At 69.6% G+C, this 15,246-nt stretch carries 14 protein-coding genes; 9 read left to right on the top strand and 5 right to left on the bottom strand.

What is annotated here, in order from left to right:
• Positions 1-29: 29 nt before the first annotated feature.
• A complete protein-coding gene (locus tag AC0B9F_RS02795; RefSeq protein ID WP_471998417.1) occupies positions 30-1,247 on the bottom strand; it encodes an alpha/beta hydrolase in 1,218 nt (405 codons plus the stop codon).
• Between the two features lie 81 nt (positions 1,248-1,328).
• A complete protein-coding gene (locus tag AC0B9F_RS02790) occupies positions 1,329-1,988 on the bottom strand; it encodes a TetR family transcriptional regulator (RefSeq protein WP_471998416.1) in 660 nt (219 codons plus the stop codon).
• Positions 1,989-2,100: 112 nt separating this feature from the next.
• Between AC0B9F_RS02790 and AC0B9F_RS02785 the strand changes: the two genes are divergently transcribed.
• Positions 2,101-3,723, top strand: a complete 1,623-nt coding sequence (locus AC0B9F_RS02785; RefSeq protein ID WP_471998415.1) for an MFS transporter — start codon at positions 2,101-2,103, stop codon at positions 3,721-3,723.
• A 307-nt stretch (positions 3,724-4,030) separates the two neighbouring features.
• Positions 4,031-4,342, top strand: a complete 312-nt coding sequence (locus AC0B9F_RS02780; protein WP_471998414.1) for a small hydrophobic protein — start codon at positions 4,031-4,033, stop codon at positions 4,340-4,342.
• Positions 4,343-4,483: 141 nt separating this feature from the next.
• Here the strand turns inward: AC0B9F_RS02780 and AC0B9F_RS02775 are convergent, their stop codons facing one another.
• Positions 4,484-5,239 carry a potassium channel family protein gene (locus AC0B9F_RS02775; RefSeq protein WP_471998413.1) on the bottom strand — a complete coding sequence of 252 codons (756 nt, stop codon included), beginning with the start codon at positions 5,237-5,239 and terminating at the stop codon, positions 4,484-4,486.
• Positions 5,240-5,340: 101 nt separating this feature from the next.
• Positions 5,341-8,088 (bottom strand): pyruvate dehydrogenase (acetyl-transferring), homodimeric type, encoded by a 2,748-nt coding sequence (aceE, locus tag AC0B9F_RS02770; RefSeq protein WP_471998412.1) that lies wholly within the window; start codon positions 8,086-8,088, stop codon positions 5,341-5,343.
• A 430-nt stretch (positions 8,089-8,518) separates the two neighbouring features.
• Here aceE and AC0B9F_RS02765 point away from each other — a divergent pair, with 430 nt between their 5' ends.
• The 6 genes from AC0B9F_RS02765 (at position 8,519) to AC0B9F_RS02740 (ending at position 13,020) form a co-directional block, all read left to right on the top strand.
• Positions 8,519-8,956 (top strand): DUF3052 domain-containing protein, encoded by a 438-nt coding sequence (locus AC0B9F_RS02765; protein ID WP_361631961.1) that lies wholly within the window; start codon positions 8,519-8,521, stop codon positions 8,954-8,956.
• A gap of 147 nt (positions 8,957-9,103) precedes the next feature.
• Entirely contained in the window at positions 9,104-9,562 is a 459-nt protein-coding gene (locus tag AC0B9F_RS02760) for a peroxiredoxin (RefSeq protein WP_471998411.1), read from the top strand.
• A gap of 132 nt (positions 9,563-9,694) precedes the next feature.
• Positions 9,695-10,270 (top strand): calcium homeostasis/redox stress adaptation protein, encoded by a 576-nt coding sequence (locus AC0B9F_RS02755; protein WP_471998410.1) that lies wholly within the window; start codon positions 9,695-9,697, stop codon positions 10,268-10,270.
• Between the two features lie 103 nt (positions 10,271-10,373).
• A complete protein-coding gene (locus AC0B9F_RS02750) occupies positions 10,374-10,952 on the top strand; it encodes a TerD family protein (RefSeq protein ID WP_471998409.1) in 579 nt (192 codons plus the stop codon).
• A gap of 80 nt (positions 10,953-11,032) precedes the next feature.
• Complete coding sequence (locus tag AC0B9F_RS02745; protein ID WP_471998408.1) at positions 11,033-12,178, top strand: DUF475 domain-containing protein; 1,146 nt, start codon at positions 11,033-11,035, stop codon at positions 12,176-12,178.
• Positions 12,179-12,282: 104 nt separating this feature from the next.
• Positions 12,283-13,020, top strand: a complete 738-nt coding sequence (locus AC0B9F_RS02740; RefSeq protein WP_471998988.1) for a TerD family protein — start codon at positions 12,283-12,285, stop codon at positions 13,018-13,020.
• A gap of 10 nt (positions 13,021-13,030) precedes the next feature.
• On the opposite strand, the gene AC0B9F_RS02735 is transcribed toward AC0B9F_RS02740, so the two are convergent.
• A complete protein-coding gene (locus AC0B9F_RS02735) occupies positions 13,031-13,858 on the bottom strand; it encodes a TerD family protein (protein WP_471998407.1) in 828 nt (275 codons plus the stop codon).
• Positions 13,859-14,067: 209 nt separating this feature from the next.
• On the opposite strand from AC0B9F_RS02735, the gene AC0B9F_RS02730 reads away from it, so the two are divergent.
• Positions 14,068-15,234 (top strand): HpcH/HpaI aldolase/citrate lyase family protein, encoded by a 1,167-nt coding sequence (locus tag AC0B9F_RS02730; RefSeq protein WP_471998406.1) that lies wholly within the window; start codon positions 14,068-14,070, stop codon positions 15,232-15,234.
• Positions 15,235-15,246 lie beyond the last annotated feature (12 nt).

Genomic DNA, 15,246 nt, shown 5'->3' with positions numbered 1-15,246 from the left:
CCCCCCGCAGACCGCACTTCCTGCTGTCTCTACGCGCGTCCGGCCATCGAGGCGCCGGACAAACCCACCCGGCAGGCGCCGTCGTCGTCACCGCAGCTCACCGCGTCATAGGCGCCGACGCCGATGTCGGCGAAGTTGCGCACGCTGTCCGTGCCGGGCTCGAAGTAGCCCGCGTGCCCGTCGGCCTTCCGCGCCGACAGCACCCGCGCGCCGAACGCCGGCGACACCGGATCCGCGCCGTGACCAAAGCCGCCGAACTCCAGATACGGCACGTCCTGGATCCAGTCGGTGGCGTCCCGCATCGCCCACACCCGGGCGGAGGTGCCCAGGTGCGCCGCCTTCGTCACCCGCATGCCGGGGCTGCCCGCCACCGCGATGTCGGACACCCGGCCGGGCAGCGTGTGCGCGGCGACCCCGCACACCACGGAGCCGTAGCTGTGGCAGAACAGCGAGACCGGTGCGCGCCCGGGCAGCGCGCGCACCAGCGCGTTCAGGCGTACGGCGCCGTCCTGTGCGCGCCTGGCGGTCGCCGAGTCGATGCCGAGGCCGGCGGGCGCGGTGTAGTCGGCCCAGGCGATGACGGCCGTACGGGTCGAGGGGCTCGCCGCCCGCTCGGCGGCGTACAGCGAATCGGCCATGCCGGCGGGCGCCGAGTACTTGCGGTAGGTGCGCTGGAAGGTGAGCAGGTCGGTGTCGACGCCGGGGACGATCACCGAGATCCGCTCGGCCTTGTCGAGGTCGCCGAAGACCTCGGCGACGCGGCCGGAGCCGTCCGGGTCGAAGGCGAGGATCTGCCGCTTGCCGCTCAGCATCGACTCGTAGCGGTGCATCCGCTTGCCCGCCGCCTGCTGCCCGGCCCGGCTGAGCCGGGTGTCGTGCATGCGGTCGCGCTCGCTGTGCGCGGCCTGGGCGAGGGCGACCCGGTTGGCGTGGTAGCGCAGCTGGGCCGGGGCGCCGTTCATGTTGCCGACGGCGAGCGGGTAGCGGCGGGCGAGCGATGCCCGCTGCTGCGCGGTCAGCGAGGTGAAGAACCGGGTGAGGCGGGCGGGGCCGGCGGCCGGGTCGGGCAGCCGGTGGCCGCCCATCCGGCCGTGCTCCCAGTCCGAGAGCGAGGCCTGCAGCGCGGTGCTCTCCGGGCCGTGACGCAGTGCCGTCCAGCCGGTGGTCGCCAGCATCACGAAGACGACGGCCAGCGCGAGCAGCATGCGCGAGACGTTCAGGTGTGGGGAGGTGTCGAAGGAAGTCACTGGGAGGACACACTAGGAGAACGAGAGGGTCTCGCGTGAATCGAGTGACGGGGATCACGTTTCGTAAACCCGGTGCGGGGTTCAGGTGGTGCGCCAGTTGCCCCTGATGGCCGGGCCCACCTGATCGAGGTACCGGGCGGTGAGCTCGCGCATCGCCTCCACGCTGCCGTCCTCGCCCACGCTCCACTGACGCTCGGTGACCCTTATCACCCCGCCGAAGACGGCCACCACGAGCCGGGGCCGCGGATCGGCGTCCACGTCGATGCCCTCGCGGTCGGCCAGCACCCGTGCGATCTTCTCCTCCGTCTCGGCGGAGCGGCGCAGATGCGCGGCGAGCAGCACCGGCGTCGACTCGATCATCCGGTACATGCGCAGGTACAGCTCCACCGGGACGACCGCCTCGACGGCCTCGCCGATCCCGTCCCAGCCCTCCACGACGGCCTGCCGCAACGCCTGCATCGGCGTCTCGTGCGGCGGGCGGCCGCGCACCGCCTCCAGGAAGTACGCCTCCGTCATGGCCTGCACGGCGAGGGCCGCGTCCTCCTTGCTCGCGAAGTAGCGGAAGAAGGTGCGCTGCGAGACGTCGACGGCCTCGGCGATCTCGTCGACCGTCGTCCGTTCGTAGCCCTGGCTGGTGAACAGCTCCAGGGCGGCCCGCACCAGCGCGTCCCGGGTGCGCTGCTTCTTGATCTCGCGCAGCCCCGGCTGTGGTGGTGTGCGCGGGGTCCCGAGCGTGTCCACATTCCTCCTTCGCGACGGTTGCCCCAGTTCAGGCTATCCGTCAGTGTCGTGTCAGTTACCGACTTGTGAATTGGTTTGTCAATTGTCAGTGGCTGTCACTAGCCTCGAACACATGACTAGTCAGATCACCCTCGACAAGACGGGACCGGGGGGCGGCGGCCCGTCGGACTCGTCGGGGCGGGCGCCGGGCGCCAGCGGCCTGCGCGGCCATCCGTGGCTCACCCTCATAACCGTCGCCGTCGGCGTCATGATGGTGGCCCTCGACGGCACGATCGTCGCCATCGCCAACCCGGCGATCCAGAAGGACCTCGGCGCCACCTTCCAGCAGGTGCAGTGGATCACCAACGGCTACTTCCTGGCCCTCGCCGTCTCGCTGATCACGGCGGGCAAGCTCGGTGACCGCTTCGGTCACCGGCAGACCTTCCTGATCGGTGTCGTCGGCTTCGCCGCCGCCTCGGGCGCGATCGGCCTGTCCGACTCCATCGCGCTCGTCGTGACCTTCCGCGTCCTGCAGGGCCTGTTCGGCGCGCTGCTGATGCCGGCCGCGCTGGGCCTGCTGCGGGCGACCTTCCCGGCCGAGAAGCTCAACATGGCCATCGGCATCTGGGGCATGGTCATCGGCGCCTCCACCGCCGGCGGCCCGATCCTCGGCGGGGTGCTGGTCGAGCACGTCAGCTGGCAGTCGGTGTTCTTCATCAACGTGCCGGTCGGTGCCCTCGCCCTGCTCCTCGGCCTGCTGATCCTGCTCGACCACCGCGCCGCGAACGCCCCGCGCTCCTTCGACCTGCTCGGCATCGCGCTGCTGTCCGGCGCGATGTTCTGCCTGGTCTGGGCGCTGATCAAGGCCCCGGAGTGGGGCTGGGGCGCCGGGAAGACGTGGCTGTTCATCGGCGCGTCCGCACTCGGCTTCGCCCTCTTCGCCCTGTGGGAGACGAAGGTCGCCGAACCGCTGATCCCGCTGAAGCTGTTCCGCTCGGTGCCGCTGTCCGCGGGTGTGGTGCTGATGGTCCTCATGGCCATCGCCTTCATGGGCGGCCTGTTCTTCGTCACCTTCTATCTGCAGAACGTGCACGGCATGAGCCCCATCGACGCCGGCCTGCACCTGCTGCCGCTCACCGGCATGATGATCGTCGGCTCGCCGCTGGCCGGCGCGCTGATCACCAAGCTGGGCCCGCGCGTCCCGCTCGCGGGCGGCATGGCCGTCACCGCGATCGCCATGTACGGCATGTCGACGCTGAAGGCGGACACCGGCAGCGGTCTGATGTCGCTGTGGTTCGCCCTGCTCGGCCTCGGCCTCGCGCCGGTCATGGTCGGCGCCACCGAGGTCATCGTCGGCAACGCGCCCATGGAGCTGTCCGGTGTCGCCGGCGGTCTCCAGCAGGCCGCGATGCAGATCGGCGGCAGCCTCGGCACGGCCGTGCTGGGCGCCGTGATGGCCTCCAAGGTCGACAGCGACCTGCCCGCCAACTGGACGGACGCCGGTCTGCCGCCGCTCACCGACCAGCAGCTCGGGCAGGCCTCCGAGGCCGTCCAGGTGGGCGTGGCCCCGGTCCCGCCGGGTACCCCTGCGCAGATCGGCGAGAAGATCGCCGGCGTCGCGCACGACACCTTCATCTCCGGCATGAGCCTGGCGTCGCTGGTCGCCGCCGGCGTGGCCGTGGTCGCGGTCTTCGTCGCCTTCCTCACCAAGCGCGGTGAGAACGCCGACGCGGGCGCGGGAGCGGCACACATCTGACGCAACGTCAGGAAAGTTCGCTCATCAGGGTGACAGTGCGAAGGATCCCGCCCCTGCGGCGCCGGGCACACGTCACAGTGGGTCAAGCCTTCCGGTACGGCACATGCGCCGGGCATCTGTGCCCGGCATGTGCGTCGGCGCCGGGAGGCGGCCCGGGCGTCGCCGCGCTGCCGGAGGGGGACAGCGCGCCGGCGCCCGGGTTTTTTCTTGAAATCCCAACTCCCGGCGGCATGACCGTGCCAAGCCGGGTTACCCGAAGCGACAGAACCCCGACGCACCTCAACTGACCCCGGGGTTCTGGGAGTTGATGATGTCGGGCTTCGGCAACGGAACGCGCGGGTACCCCCGGTCACGTGGCCGGATGTGGTCACGGACCGGGCCGGACCGCGCGACGCTCGGAATCATCGGAGCCATCTGCGCGGTCGCCGGTTTCTTCACCCTGGGGATCGTCCTCGGTCCCGCGGCGATGCTCTGCGGCTGGCTCTCCCTGGGCCGCACCTGGTCGGGCGCCTCCCGCCGGACGCCGGCCCTGGTCGCCTTCGTCCTGGGCGCCATCGACACGCTGCTGGCCGTCCTCTGGCTGGCCGGAGCGGCGACCCCCGGCAACGGCCTGCTGTAGCAGGGCGGAAGTCCGGGGAGGAGACCGGGAAGAAAACCGGTCGTAAACAGGGAAGGACCCCTGGCGCCGGCCGGGGGCCCACCCTTGCGCGCACGCGCACGCGCACGCGCACGGGCACGGGGCACGGCCACGGTCACATGGTCATCCCCGCCCCGACGGCGCCCGCAGCTGCGCGACCTCGGCCCGCAGTGCGCGGACCTCCCGGGTCAGGGACTCGATCGCCTCCGTCTGGCGCCGCTCCTCCACGTCGTCCTTCTCGAACCGGGCGATGAACCACGCCGCGATGTTCGCCGTCACCACACCCAGCAGCGCGATCCCGGACAGCATCAGCCCGACCGCGATCAGCCTGCCGAGCCCGGTCGTCGGCGCGTGGTCGCCGTACCCCACGGTCGTCATCGTCGTGAACGACCACCACAGCGCGTCACCCAGCGTCCGGATGTTCCCGTGCGGAGCCGACCGCTCCACCGACAGCACCGCAAGCGACCCGAACATCAGCAGCCCGACGACCGCCCCGACGACATACGTCGTGAGCCGGATCTGGTTCGCCATCCGCGCCCGCCGCCCCACCAGCAGCAGCGTCGCCACGATCCGCAGCAGCCGCAGCGGCTGCAGCACCGGCACCACCACCGCGCACAGATCCAGCCAGTGCCTGCGCACGAACGGCAGCCGGGCCGGGGCGAGCGCCAGCCGGACGAGATAGTCCGTGGCGAACGCCCCCCACACCACCCACTCGGCCACCGTGCAGGCGACGATCACCGGCCGCTCGGCCGAACTGTCCACGATGGGCACGGCGTAGGCGACGGCGAACAGCACGGCGAGCGCCAGCAGCGGCCGCTGGGTGCGCTGCTCCCAGTGGGCCTGGCGGGCCCGGCGGACCTGCGCCGATTGTGCGTCCATGCACCGCATCGTAAAGAACGGACCGGGGCGGTGGAGACTCGAGCTCCACCGCCCCGGAAACCGTCCTCAGGACCCGGCAGGCCCTCTTGGGGCCCGCGAGGTTACGCGTCGCCGCCCGCCGCGCCCGGGTCCGCCGCCGTGACGTCGAGCAGCTGGTACCGGTCGACGGCTTGCTTGAGCACCGACCGGTCGATCTTGCCCTCACGCGCCAGTTCGGTCAGCACGGCCACCACGATCGACTGCGCGTCGATGTGGAAGAACCGCCGGGCCGCGCCCCGGGTGTCCGCGAAGCCGAACCCGTCCGCGCCGAGCGACTGGTAGGTGCCCGGCACCCACCGCGCGATCTGGTCCGGCACCGACCGCATCCAGTCGGAGACGGCCACGAACGGACCCTGCGCCCCGGACAGCTTGCGCGTCACGTACGGCACGCGCTGCTCCTCCTCCGGGTGCAGCAGGTTGTGCTCCTCGCAGGCCACCGCCTCACGCCGCAGCTCGTTCCAGGAGGTAGCCGACCACACGTCGGCCTTGACGTCCCACTGCTCGCCGAGGATCTTCTGCGCCTCGATCGCCCACGGCACCGCCACACCGGAGGCCATGATCTGCGCCGGGATCGAGCCGGCCGTCCCCTCGGCGAACCGGTGGATGCCCTTGACGATGCCCTCGGCGTCCACGTTCTCCGGCTCGGCCGGATGCCGGATGGGCTCGTTGTAGACGGTGAGGTAGTAGAAGACGTCCTCGCCGTGCGGGTGCTCCTCGGAGGCGCCGTACATCCGGCGCAGCCCGTCCTTGACGATGTGCGCGATCTCGAACCCGAAGGCCGGGTCGTACGCCACGCACGCCGGGTTCGTCGAGGCGAGCAGCTGGGAGTGGCCGTCCGCGTGCTGCAGACCCTCACCGGTGAGGGTCGTCCGTCCCGCGGTCGCGCCCAGGACGAAACCGCGCGCCAGCTGGTCGGCCATCTGCCAGAACTGGTCGCCGGTGCGCTGGAAACCGAACATCGAGTAGAAGACGTAGACCGGGATCAGCGGCTCGCCGTGCGTGGCGTACGCCGAGCCCGCCGCGATCAGCGACGCCGTGCAGCCCGCCTCCGAGATGCCGTCGTGCAGCATCTGGCCGGTCGGCGACTCCTTGTAGGCGAGCAGCAGCTCGCGGTCCACCGACTCGTACTGCTGGCCGAGCGGGTTGTAGATCTTCGCACTCGGGAAGAAGGAGTCCATGCCGAACGTGCGGTACTCGTCCGGCGCGATCAGCACGAACCGCTTGCCGAGCTCCTTGTCCCGCATGAGGTCCTTGAGCAGTCGTACGAACGCCATGGTCGTGGCGATCGACTGCTGACCCGAACCCTTCTTCACGGTCGCGTACGTCTTGTCGTCCGGCAGTGCGAGCGGCTCGGAGCGTACGACCCGGGTCGGGACGTACCCGCCGAGCGACTTGCGCCGGTCGTGCATGTACTGGATCTCCTCGGTGTCCCGCCCCGGGTGGTAGTACGGCGGGAGACCGCTCTCCAGTTCCTTGTCGGAGATCGGCAGGTGCAGCCGGTCGCGGAAGCCCTTGAGGTCGTCGACCGTGAGCTTCTTCATCTGGTGCGTGGCGTTGCGGCCCTCGAAGTTCGGGCCCAGCGTCCAGCCCTTGACCGTCTTGGCCAGGATGACCGTCGGCTGGCCCTTGTGCTCCTTGGCCGCCTTGAACGCCGCGTAGATCTTGCGGTGGTCGTGGCCGCCGCGGCCCAGGTGCAGGATCTGGTCGTCGGTCATGTTCTCGACCATGGCGCGCAGCCGGTGGTCGTCACCGAAGAAGTGGTCGCGGATGTACGCGCCCGACTCGGTGGCGTACGTCTGGAACTGCCCGTCCGGGGTCGTGTTCATCCGGTTGACCAGCACGCCGTCGCGGTCCTGGGCGAGCAGCGGGTCCCAGGTGCGGTCCCAGATCAGCTTGATCACGTTCCAGCCCGCGCCCCGGAAGACCGACTCCAGCTCCTGGATGATCTTGCCGTTGCCGCGCACGGGACCGTCCAGGCGCTGCAGGTTGCAGTTCACCACGAAGGTCAGGTTGTCCAGGCCCTCACGCGCGGCGATGGACAGCTGGCCCAGCGACTCCGGCTCGTCCATCTCGCCGTCGCCGAGGAACGCCCACACGTGCGACTTGGAGGTGTCGGCGATGCCGCGCGCCTCCATGTAGCGGTTCATCCGCGCCTGGTAGATCGCGCCGATCGGGCCGAGGCCCATGGAGACCGTCGGGAACTCCCAGAAGTCCGGCATCGAGCGCGGGTGCGGGTAGCTGGACAGGGCGTTCGGGTACTTCGACTTCTCCTGGCGGAAGCCGTCCAGCTGGTCCGCGGTGAGCCGGTCGAGCAGGTAGGCGCGCGCGTAGATGCCCGGCGAGGCGTGCCCCTGGAAGAAGACCTGGTCGCCGCCGTCGCCCTCGTCCTTGCCGCGGAAGAAGTGGTTGAAGCCCACGTCGTACAGCGAGGCGGAGGAGGCGAACGTGGCGATGTGCCCGCCGACGCCGATGCCCGGGCGCTGGGCGCGCGAGACCATCACGGCCGCGTTCCACCGGGTGGCGTTGAGGACCTTGCGCTCGATCTCCTCGTTGCCCGGGAAGAACGGCTCGTCCTTGGTGGCGATCGTGTTGACGTAGTCCGTGCTGCGCATCTCGGGCACGGACACGCGCTTCTCGCGGGCCCGCTCGATGAGCCGCAGCATCAGATAGCGCGCCCGCTCCCGGCCGCGCTCGTCGATGGCGGCGTCGAGCGAGTCGAGCCACTCCTGCGTCTCTTCGGGGTCGAAGTCGGGGACCTGACTCGGAAGGCCGCCAATGATGATCGGGGTGCGATCGGATCCGGAAGCCACGCTGATCCTTACCTGTCGAGGGGACCTGTCGAAAAGGACCTGTCCAAAGGGCCGTGTTGCCGCCGACCCCATCGTCCACCCCGGGTGGGGCGCACGTCATCTCCGGCGCTGTCACTACCGCGAGGTAATCCACAGGCCGGCCGGGGTGGGAAACTCATTCGAGTCTCGTACCCACACGTGGTTCCCAAACGCCCAAAGGGGGCAGAAAGGTGTGGTGTGCATCACCCCGGTCTGAGATCCTGTGCCGTAAGTTGCGGCGACACGGCCAGGAACGTCACCGTTTCGGCGGTCCGAACCGCCGGGTACTTGCGCGATCCGTCCCGCCCGTGTGGACTACGGCCAATGCTTCGCGCACGCGCGTGGCTGAGAATCCCCCGAGCTCTTGAGGAGCAGGGGGCACCCCATCCAAGACATGATCAGGAGGCAACCCGTGAGCGCGACCGCGGACCACGCGGAGGAGCGGACGAACCCTGCCGGCAGGCTGGGGTTCCAGCCCGGGCAGGTGGTCCAGGAGATCGGCTACGACGACGATGTCGACCAGGAGCTCCGCGAGGCCATCGAGGAAGCCATCGAGGGCGACCTGATGGACGAGGACTACGACGACGTGGCCGACGCCGTTGTGCTGTGGTTCCGTGACGACGACGGCGACCTGACGGATGCGCTGGTGGATGCCACCACGTACATCGAGGAGGGCGGGGCGATCCTGCTCCTCACGCCGAAGACCGGCCGTTCGGGATACGTCGAACCCAGCGACATCTCGGAGGCCGCCACCACGGCGGGGCTGACGGCGTCCAAGAGCGTCAGCGTGGGCAAGGACTGGAGCGGCAGCCGGCTGGCGACGCCGAAGGCGGCCAAGTCGAAGCGGTGACCCAGATGCCCGGGCGGGCCGGCCGACGCCGGCCCGCCCGTCGGCCTGCCGCCGTCCGCAGGCCTGCCGTCGTCCCCCGGTGATCGCCTCGTAGGGTGGTACCGAGCGTTCTCACCCGAACAGCGCACCGAAAGGGACGTAACGACGATGGCGATCCAGGTCGGCGACAAGGCCCCCGATTTCGAGCTGAAGGACAACCACGGCCGGACCGTGAAGCTGTCCGACTTCCGCGGCACCAAGAACGTCGTCCTGATCTTCTACCCGTTCGCCTTCACCGGCGTGTGCACGGGTGAGCTGTGCGAGGTCCGCGACCATCTGCCGCAGTTCTCCGGCCGCGACACCCAGGTGCTCGCCGTCTCCAACGACTCCATCCACACCCTGCGCGTCTTCGCCGAGCAGGAAGGCCTGGAGTACCCGCTGCTCAGCGACTTCTGGCCGCACGGCGAGGTCTCCCGCGCCTACGGCGTCTTCGCCGAGGACAAGGGCTGCGCGGTGCGCGGCACCTTCGTCATCGACCAGGAGGGCGTCGTGCGCTGGAGCGTCGTCAACGCCCTGCCCGACGCCCGGGACCTGAACGAGTACGTCAAGGCCCTCGACACCCTCTGATCCGGGCCGACACCCGGCGATTGTTGCGCTCCAGGGCCTGCGGGGTGCGGGAACCCGTTACTAGGATCGGTTCGTTGATCCGATGACACAGCACTACGGGGCTCCCCGCCCCCGGACACCAATGGAGGACTCGTGGGAGTCAGCCTCAGCAAGGGCGGCAACGTATCGCTGACGAAGGAGGCCCCGGGCCTGACCGCGGTCATCGTCGGTCTGGGCTGGGACGTGCGCACCACCACCGGCACCGACTTCGACCTCGACGCCAGCGCGCTGCTGCTGAACAACTCGGGCAAGGTCGCCAGCGACCAGCACTTCGTCTTCTTCAACAACCTCAAGAGCCCGGACGGCTCCGTGGAGCACACGGGCGACAACATCACCGGTGAGGGCGAGGGTGACGACGAACAGATCAAGATCAACCTCGCCGCCGTCCCGGCGGACGTCGAGAAGATCGTCTTCCCGGTCTCGATCTACGACGCCGAGAACCGCCAGCAGTCCTTCGGCCAGGTCCGCAACGCCTTCATCCGCGTCGTCAACCAGGCGGGCGAGCAGGAGATCGCCCGTTACGACCTGAGCGAGGACGCCTCCACCGAGACGGCGATGGTCTTCGGCGAGCTCTACCGGCACGGCGCGGAGTGGAAGTTCCGTGCCATCGGCCAGGGCTACGCCTCGGGTCTGCGCGGCATCGCGCAGGACTTCGGCGTGAACGTCTGAGCCGCGGGCCCACCGCCTGAACGTCACCGTCCGGCGCCGCGCGACGCGCGGCGCCGGACGCGCAGGACAACCACACAGGCTTCACCAGGGGAGGACCAGCATCATGGGCGTCACGCTCGCCAAGGGGGGCAACGTCTCCCTGTCCAAGGCCGCACCGAACCTCACCCACATCATGGTCGGGCTCGGCTGGGACGCGCGCTCCACCACCGGCGCACCGTTCGACCTCGACGCCAGCGCCCTGCTGTGCGGCGCCGGCAACCGGGTCCTGGGCGACGAGTGGTTCGTCTTCTACAACCAGCTCAAGAGCCCGGACGGCTCGGTGGAGCACACCGGCGACAACCTCACCGGTGAGGGCGAGGGCGACGACGAGTCGGTCCTGGTCGACCTGTCGAAGGTGCCGGCGCACTGCGAGAAGATCGTCTTCCCGGTCTCCATCCACATGGCCGACGAGCGCGGCCAGACCTTCGGCCAGGTCGCCAACGCCTTCATCCGCGTCGTCAACCAGGCCGACGGCCAGGAGCTCGCCCGCTACGACCTGAGCGAGGACGCCTCCACCGAGACGGCCATGATCTTCGGCGAGCTCTATCGCTACCAGGGCGAATGGAAGTTCCGGGCCGTGGGGCAGGGGTACGCGTCGGGACTGCGCGGCATCGCTCTAGACTTCGGGGTCAACGTTTCGTAAAGCCGAGTGCGGCGCGGGGAGCTGATGCTCCCCCCTTCGCCTCGCTCGGGGGGACCCCCGGACACAGGATTGGGTAGCCAGTGCTTCTGAAAACCTTCGGCTGGTCGTTCGCGGTCACCGCGCTCGGCCTGGTCGCGGCGGCGTTCTACGGGGGGTGGACCGCCTTCGGCATCGTGGCGATCCTGGCCGTCCTGGAGATCTCGCTGTCCTTCGACAACGCGGTGGTGAACGCGGGCATCCTGAAGAAGATGTCCGCCTTCTGGCAGAAGATCTTCCTCACCGTCGGCGTCCTCATCGCGGTCTTCGGCATGCGCCTGGTCTTCCCGGTCGTGATCGTCGCGATCACCGCCAAGATGGGCCCGATCGAGGCGGTCGACCTCGCGCTCAACAACAAGGACCGCTACCAGCAGCTGGTCACCGACGCCCACCCGGCGATCGCCGCGTTCGGTGGCATGTTCCTGCTGATGATCTTCCTCGACTTCATCTTCGAGGACCGGGACATCCAGTGGCTGCGCTGGATCGAGCGGCCGCTGGCCAAGCTCGGCAAGGTCGACATGCTGTCGGTCTGCATCTCCCTGATCGTCCTGCTGATCACCTCCTTCACCTTCGCCAGCCACGCCCACCAGCACGGCGGCGCCCACGCCGACAAGGGGCAGACGGTCCTGATCGCCGGTATCGCCGGCCTGATCACCTACATGATCGTCGGCGGTCTGTCCGGCTACTTCGAGGACAAACTGGAAGCGGACGAGGAACGCGAGCACGAGGAGGAGGAAGAGGCCGAACGCACCGGCAAGCCGCGCAACGCGGTGAAACTGGCCGGTCAGGCCGCGTTCTTCATGTTCCTCTACCTCGAGGTCCTGGACGCGTCCTTCTCCTTCGACGGCGTGATCGGCGCGTTCGCCATCACCAACGACATCGTCCTGATGGCCCTCGGTCTCGGCATCGGCGCGATGTACGTCCGCTCGCTCACCGTCTACCTGGTCCGCCAGGGCACCCTCGACGACTACGTCTACCTGGAGCACGGCGCCCACTACGCGATCGGCGCCCTCGCCGTGATCCTCATGGTCACCATCCAGTACGAGATCAACGAGGTCATCACCGGTCTCGTCGGCGTCGTCCTGATCGCCTGGTCGTTCTGGTCCTCCGTGCGCCGCAACAAGGCGCTCGCGGCGGCCGGGGGAGACGCGGGCTCCGACGACAAGACGCAGGTCCCCTCCGGGGTGTGACCACCTCCCCGGCGAGGGAACGCTTCACGGCGGGGCGGCTGCGCAGGACGACTCCTGCGCGCAGCCGTCCCGCCGGTCTGTGCTGTGACACCTGGGGGCGGGAAATGGGACTCTTCGACGGGCTGCTCGGCGGACGTGCCGCCGACTTCGACTCCGGCAACGCCGCGACCAACTCCATCGAGCTGACCAAACGGCACCGCCAGGTCTCCCTCACCAAGCAGGGCGCGGCCACCGGCAACCTGCGGATCAACCTGGCCTGGCGGATGCGCACCTCCGACATCGGCGGCTCACAGCGCGAAAGCCTGCTGCGCCATCCCTTCCGGGCGCTCAAGCCGCCGGAGGTGCTCGAACACAGCCAGTCCATGGTCAACGTCGACCTCGACCTGGGCTGCCTGTACGAGCTGACCGACGGCACGAAGGGGGTCGTGCAGCCGCTGGGCGGCTATCTCGGCGACGTCAACGCACCGCCGTACGTCAAACTCAGCGGCGACGACCGGTTCGGGTCCGGATCGGGGGAGACGATGTACGTCAACCTCGACCACCGGGAGAACATCAAACGGCTGCTGGTCTTCGTCTACATCTACGACCAGACGCCGGCGTTCGACCGTACGCACGCCATCGTCACGCTGTACCCCAGCAACGGGCCGCGGATCGAGATCGGGCTCGACGAACGGCACCCGCAGGCCCGCTCCTGCGCGGTGGTGATGATCGAGAACGTGAAGGGGGAGCTGGTCGTCCGGCGCGAGGTGAAGTTCGTGTACGGCTTCCAGGGCGAGATCGACCGGCTGTACGGCTGGGGGCTGCAGTGGGGCAGGGGCTACAAGGCCAAGGCCGAACGGTAGCCCGGCGACGTCACCGCCCGATGAACTGCGGGCCCATCGGCGGCAGACGGAAGTCCGGGTCCGGGGCGGCGGTCACCGGCTGCGGGTAGCCGTAGCCGTCCACCGCCTGGGGATAGCCGTACGCCGGCCCGGTCCCCGCGTGCGGAAAGCCGTACGCCGGCTGCAGCGGGGCCGTGGGCGGCATCTGCTGGGGATAGCCGTAGCCCGGCTGGGTCGGCACCGCCGACGGCGTTTCCGGAGGCAGGGGCTGGGCGGACGGCGCGGTGGCCGCCGGCTGGTCCCCGGCCGGCTCCTCCGACTCGTCCACCGAGATGCCGAAGTCCGTCGCCAGGCCCTTCAGACCGTTGGAGTAGCCCTCGCCGAGAGCGCGGAACTTCCAGCCGTCGCCCCGCCGGTACAGCTCCCCGCAGATCAGCGCCGTCTCCTCACCGGTCTCCGGCCGGATCGTGAAGGACGCAAGCGCCTGGCCGTCCGCCGCGGCGGCGTCGTACAGCAGGATGCTCAGATCCCGCACACGGTCGAAGGCGACCCCGTCCGCCGAGGCGACCAGCACGATGCGCGAAACCGCCGCCTCCACCCCCGTGAGGTCCGTCTGGATCGTGTCCGTCAGGCCCTCGGCCAGCCGCTTCTTGCCCAGCCGCCACACCGCCCCCGACGGATGCCGGGGCTGGTTGTAGAACACGAAGTCCTCGTCCGAGCGCACCCGGCCGCCGGAGCCCAGCAGCAGCGCCGAGGCGTCCACGTCCGGCACGTCCTGCCCCGGCGACCAGCGCAGCACGGCACGGACCGTCGTGGCCTCGACCGGGACGTTCGACCCCTTCAGCATCGCGTGCGTCATGCCGTCATCCTGCCTTCTGGGTCCTGTCCACGACAATGCGGGGGCACCCCGTGCCCCAGCGGGGCTCTCCCGCGCCGACACAGCGCTGCCTCGGGCGCGTTACCGGAAATTCATGCCCCGCGGGAACCCCGGACATGGGCCCGTACGTACTATTACCGGCCACCTTTTACCGCAACCACAGGCCAGACCTTGCGCCCCGGGGGAGATACATGCGTCATTTCGGGCACATCGCCCCTCAGGTGCGAGAGCGCCTCTTCCACCGCCAGCCCTGCGAGTTCACCACCGACTCCCCGGCCCGGCTGCTCTCCGTGGCCCTCGGCGCCACCCTGTACAGCCCGGCGACCCGCCCCCACCTGGCCGACGACATCGTCAAGCAGGCCGCGCGCGGAGTCGTGTCGATGGTGCTGTGCCTGGAGGACTCCATCGGCGACGAGGACGTCGCCCACGGCGAGGACAACCTCGTCCGCCAGTTCGCCGGCCTCGCCTCCCTCCCGCACACCGACCGGCCCCTGCTGTTCATCCGGGTCCGCACCCCCCGGCAGATCCCCGACCTGGTGCGCCGCCTCGGCGAAACCGCGCGCCTGCTGTCCGGATTCGTGCTGCCCAAGTTCACCGAGGAACGCGGCGTCCCCTTCCTGGAGGCCCTCACCACCGCCGAGGCCGACTGCGGCCGCCGCCTGTTCGCCATGCCGGTCCTGGAATCCCCCGAGCTGCTGTACCGCGAGTCGCGCGTCCAGACCCTCGAGGGCATCTTCCGCGCCGTCGACAAGTTCCGCGACCGCGTCCTCGCCGTGCGCCTCGGCGTCACCGACTTCTGCTCCTCCTACGGCCTGCGCCGCGCCCCCGACATGACCGCCTACGACGTCCAGATCGTCGCCTCCGTCATCGGCGACGTCGTGAACATGCTGGGCCGCGCCGACGGCACCGGCTTCACCGTCACCGGCCCCGTCTGGGAGTACTTCCGCGTCTCCGAACGCATGTTCAAGCCGATGCTGCGCACCAGCCCCTTCCTGGAGGGGCAGGCCGTCGAACTGCGCGAGAGACTGATCGAGCACGCCATGGACGGACTGCTGCGGGAGATCTCCCTGGACCAGGCCAACGGCCTGCTCGGCAAGACCTGCATCCACCCCTCCCACGTGCTGCCCGTACACGCGCTGTCCGTCGTCAGCCACGAGGAGTACAGCGACGCCCAGGACATCCTGAAGCCCGAACGCGGCGGCGGCGGCGTCCTGAGGTCGGCGTACACCAACAAGATGAACGAAGTGAAGCCGCACCGCGCCTGGGCCGAGCGGACCCTGCTGCGCGCCGAGGTCTTCGGCGTCGCCGACGAGGGCGTCAGCTTCGTGGAACTGCTCGCCGCCGGCATACCCGGCTGAGGACACACGGAC

The organism is Streptomyces sp. NPDC097129 (assembly GCF_055668065.1).
This window is presented reverse-complemented; position numbering and strand designations above follow the sequence as displayed.

Coding starts and splice junctions, on each gene's coding strand:
- AC0B9F_RS02785 (WP_471998415.1), top strand. CDS start 2,101: ATGACTAGTCAGATCACCCTCGACAAGACGGGACCGGGGGGCGGCGGC.
- AC0B9F_RS02780 (WP_471998414.1), top strand. CDS start 4,031: ATGATGTCGGGCTTCGGCAACGGAACGCGCGGGTACCCCCGGTCACGT.
- AC0B9F_RS02775 (WP_471998413.1), bottom strand. CDS start 5,239: ATGGACGCACAATCGGCGCAGGTCCGCCGGGCCCGCCAGGCCCACTGG.
- AC0B9F_RS02760 (WP_471998411.1), top strand. CDS start 9,104: ATGGCGATCCAGGTCGGCGACAAGGCCCCCGATTTCGAGCTGAAGGAC.
- AC0B9F_RS02750 (WP_471998409.1), top strand. CDS start 10,374: ATGGGCGTCACGCTCGCCAAGGGGGGCAACGTCTCCCTGTCCAAGGCC.
- AC0B9F_RS02740 (WP_471998988.1), top strand. CDS start 12,283: ATGGGACTCTTCGACGGGCTGCTCGGCGGACGTGCCGCCGACTTCGAC.
- AC0B9F_RS02735 (WP_471998407.1), bottom strand. CDS start 13,858: ATGACGCACGCGATGCTGAAGGGGTCGAACGTCCCGGTCGAGGCCACG.
- AC0B9F_RS02730 (WP_471998406.1), top strand. CDS start 14,068: ATGCGTCATTTCGGGCACATCGCCCCTCAGGTGCGAGAGCGCCTCTTC.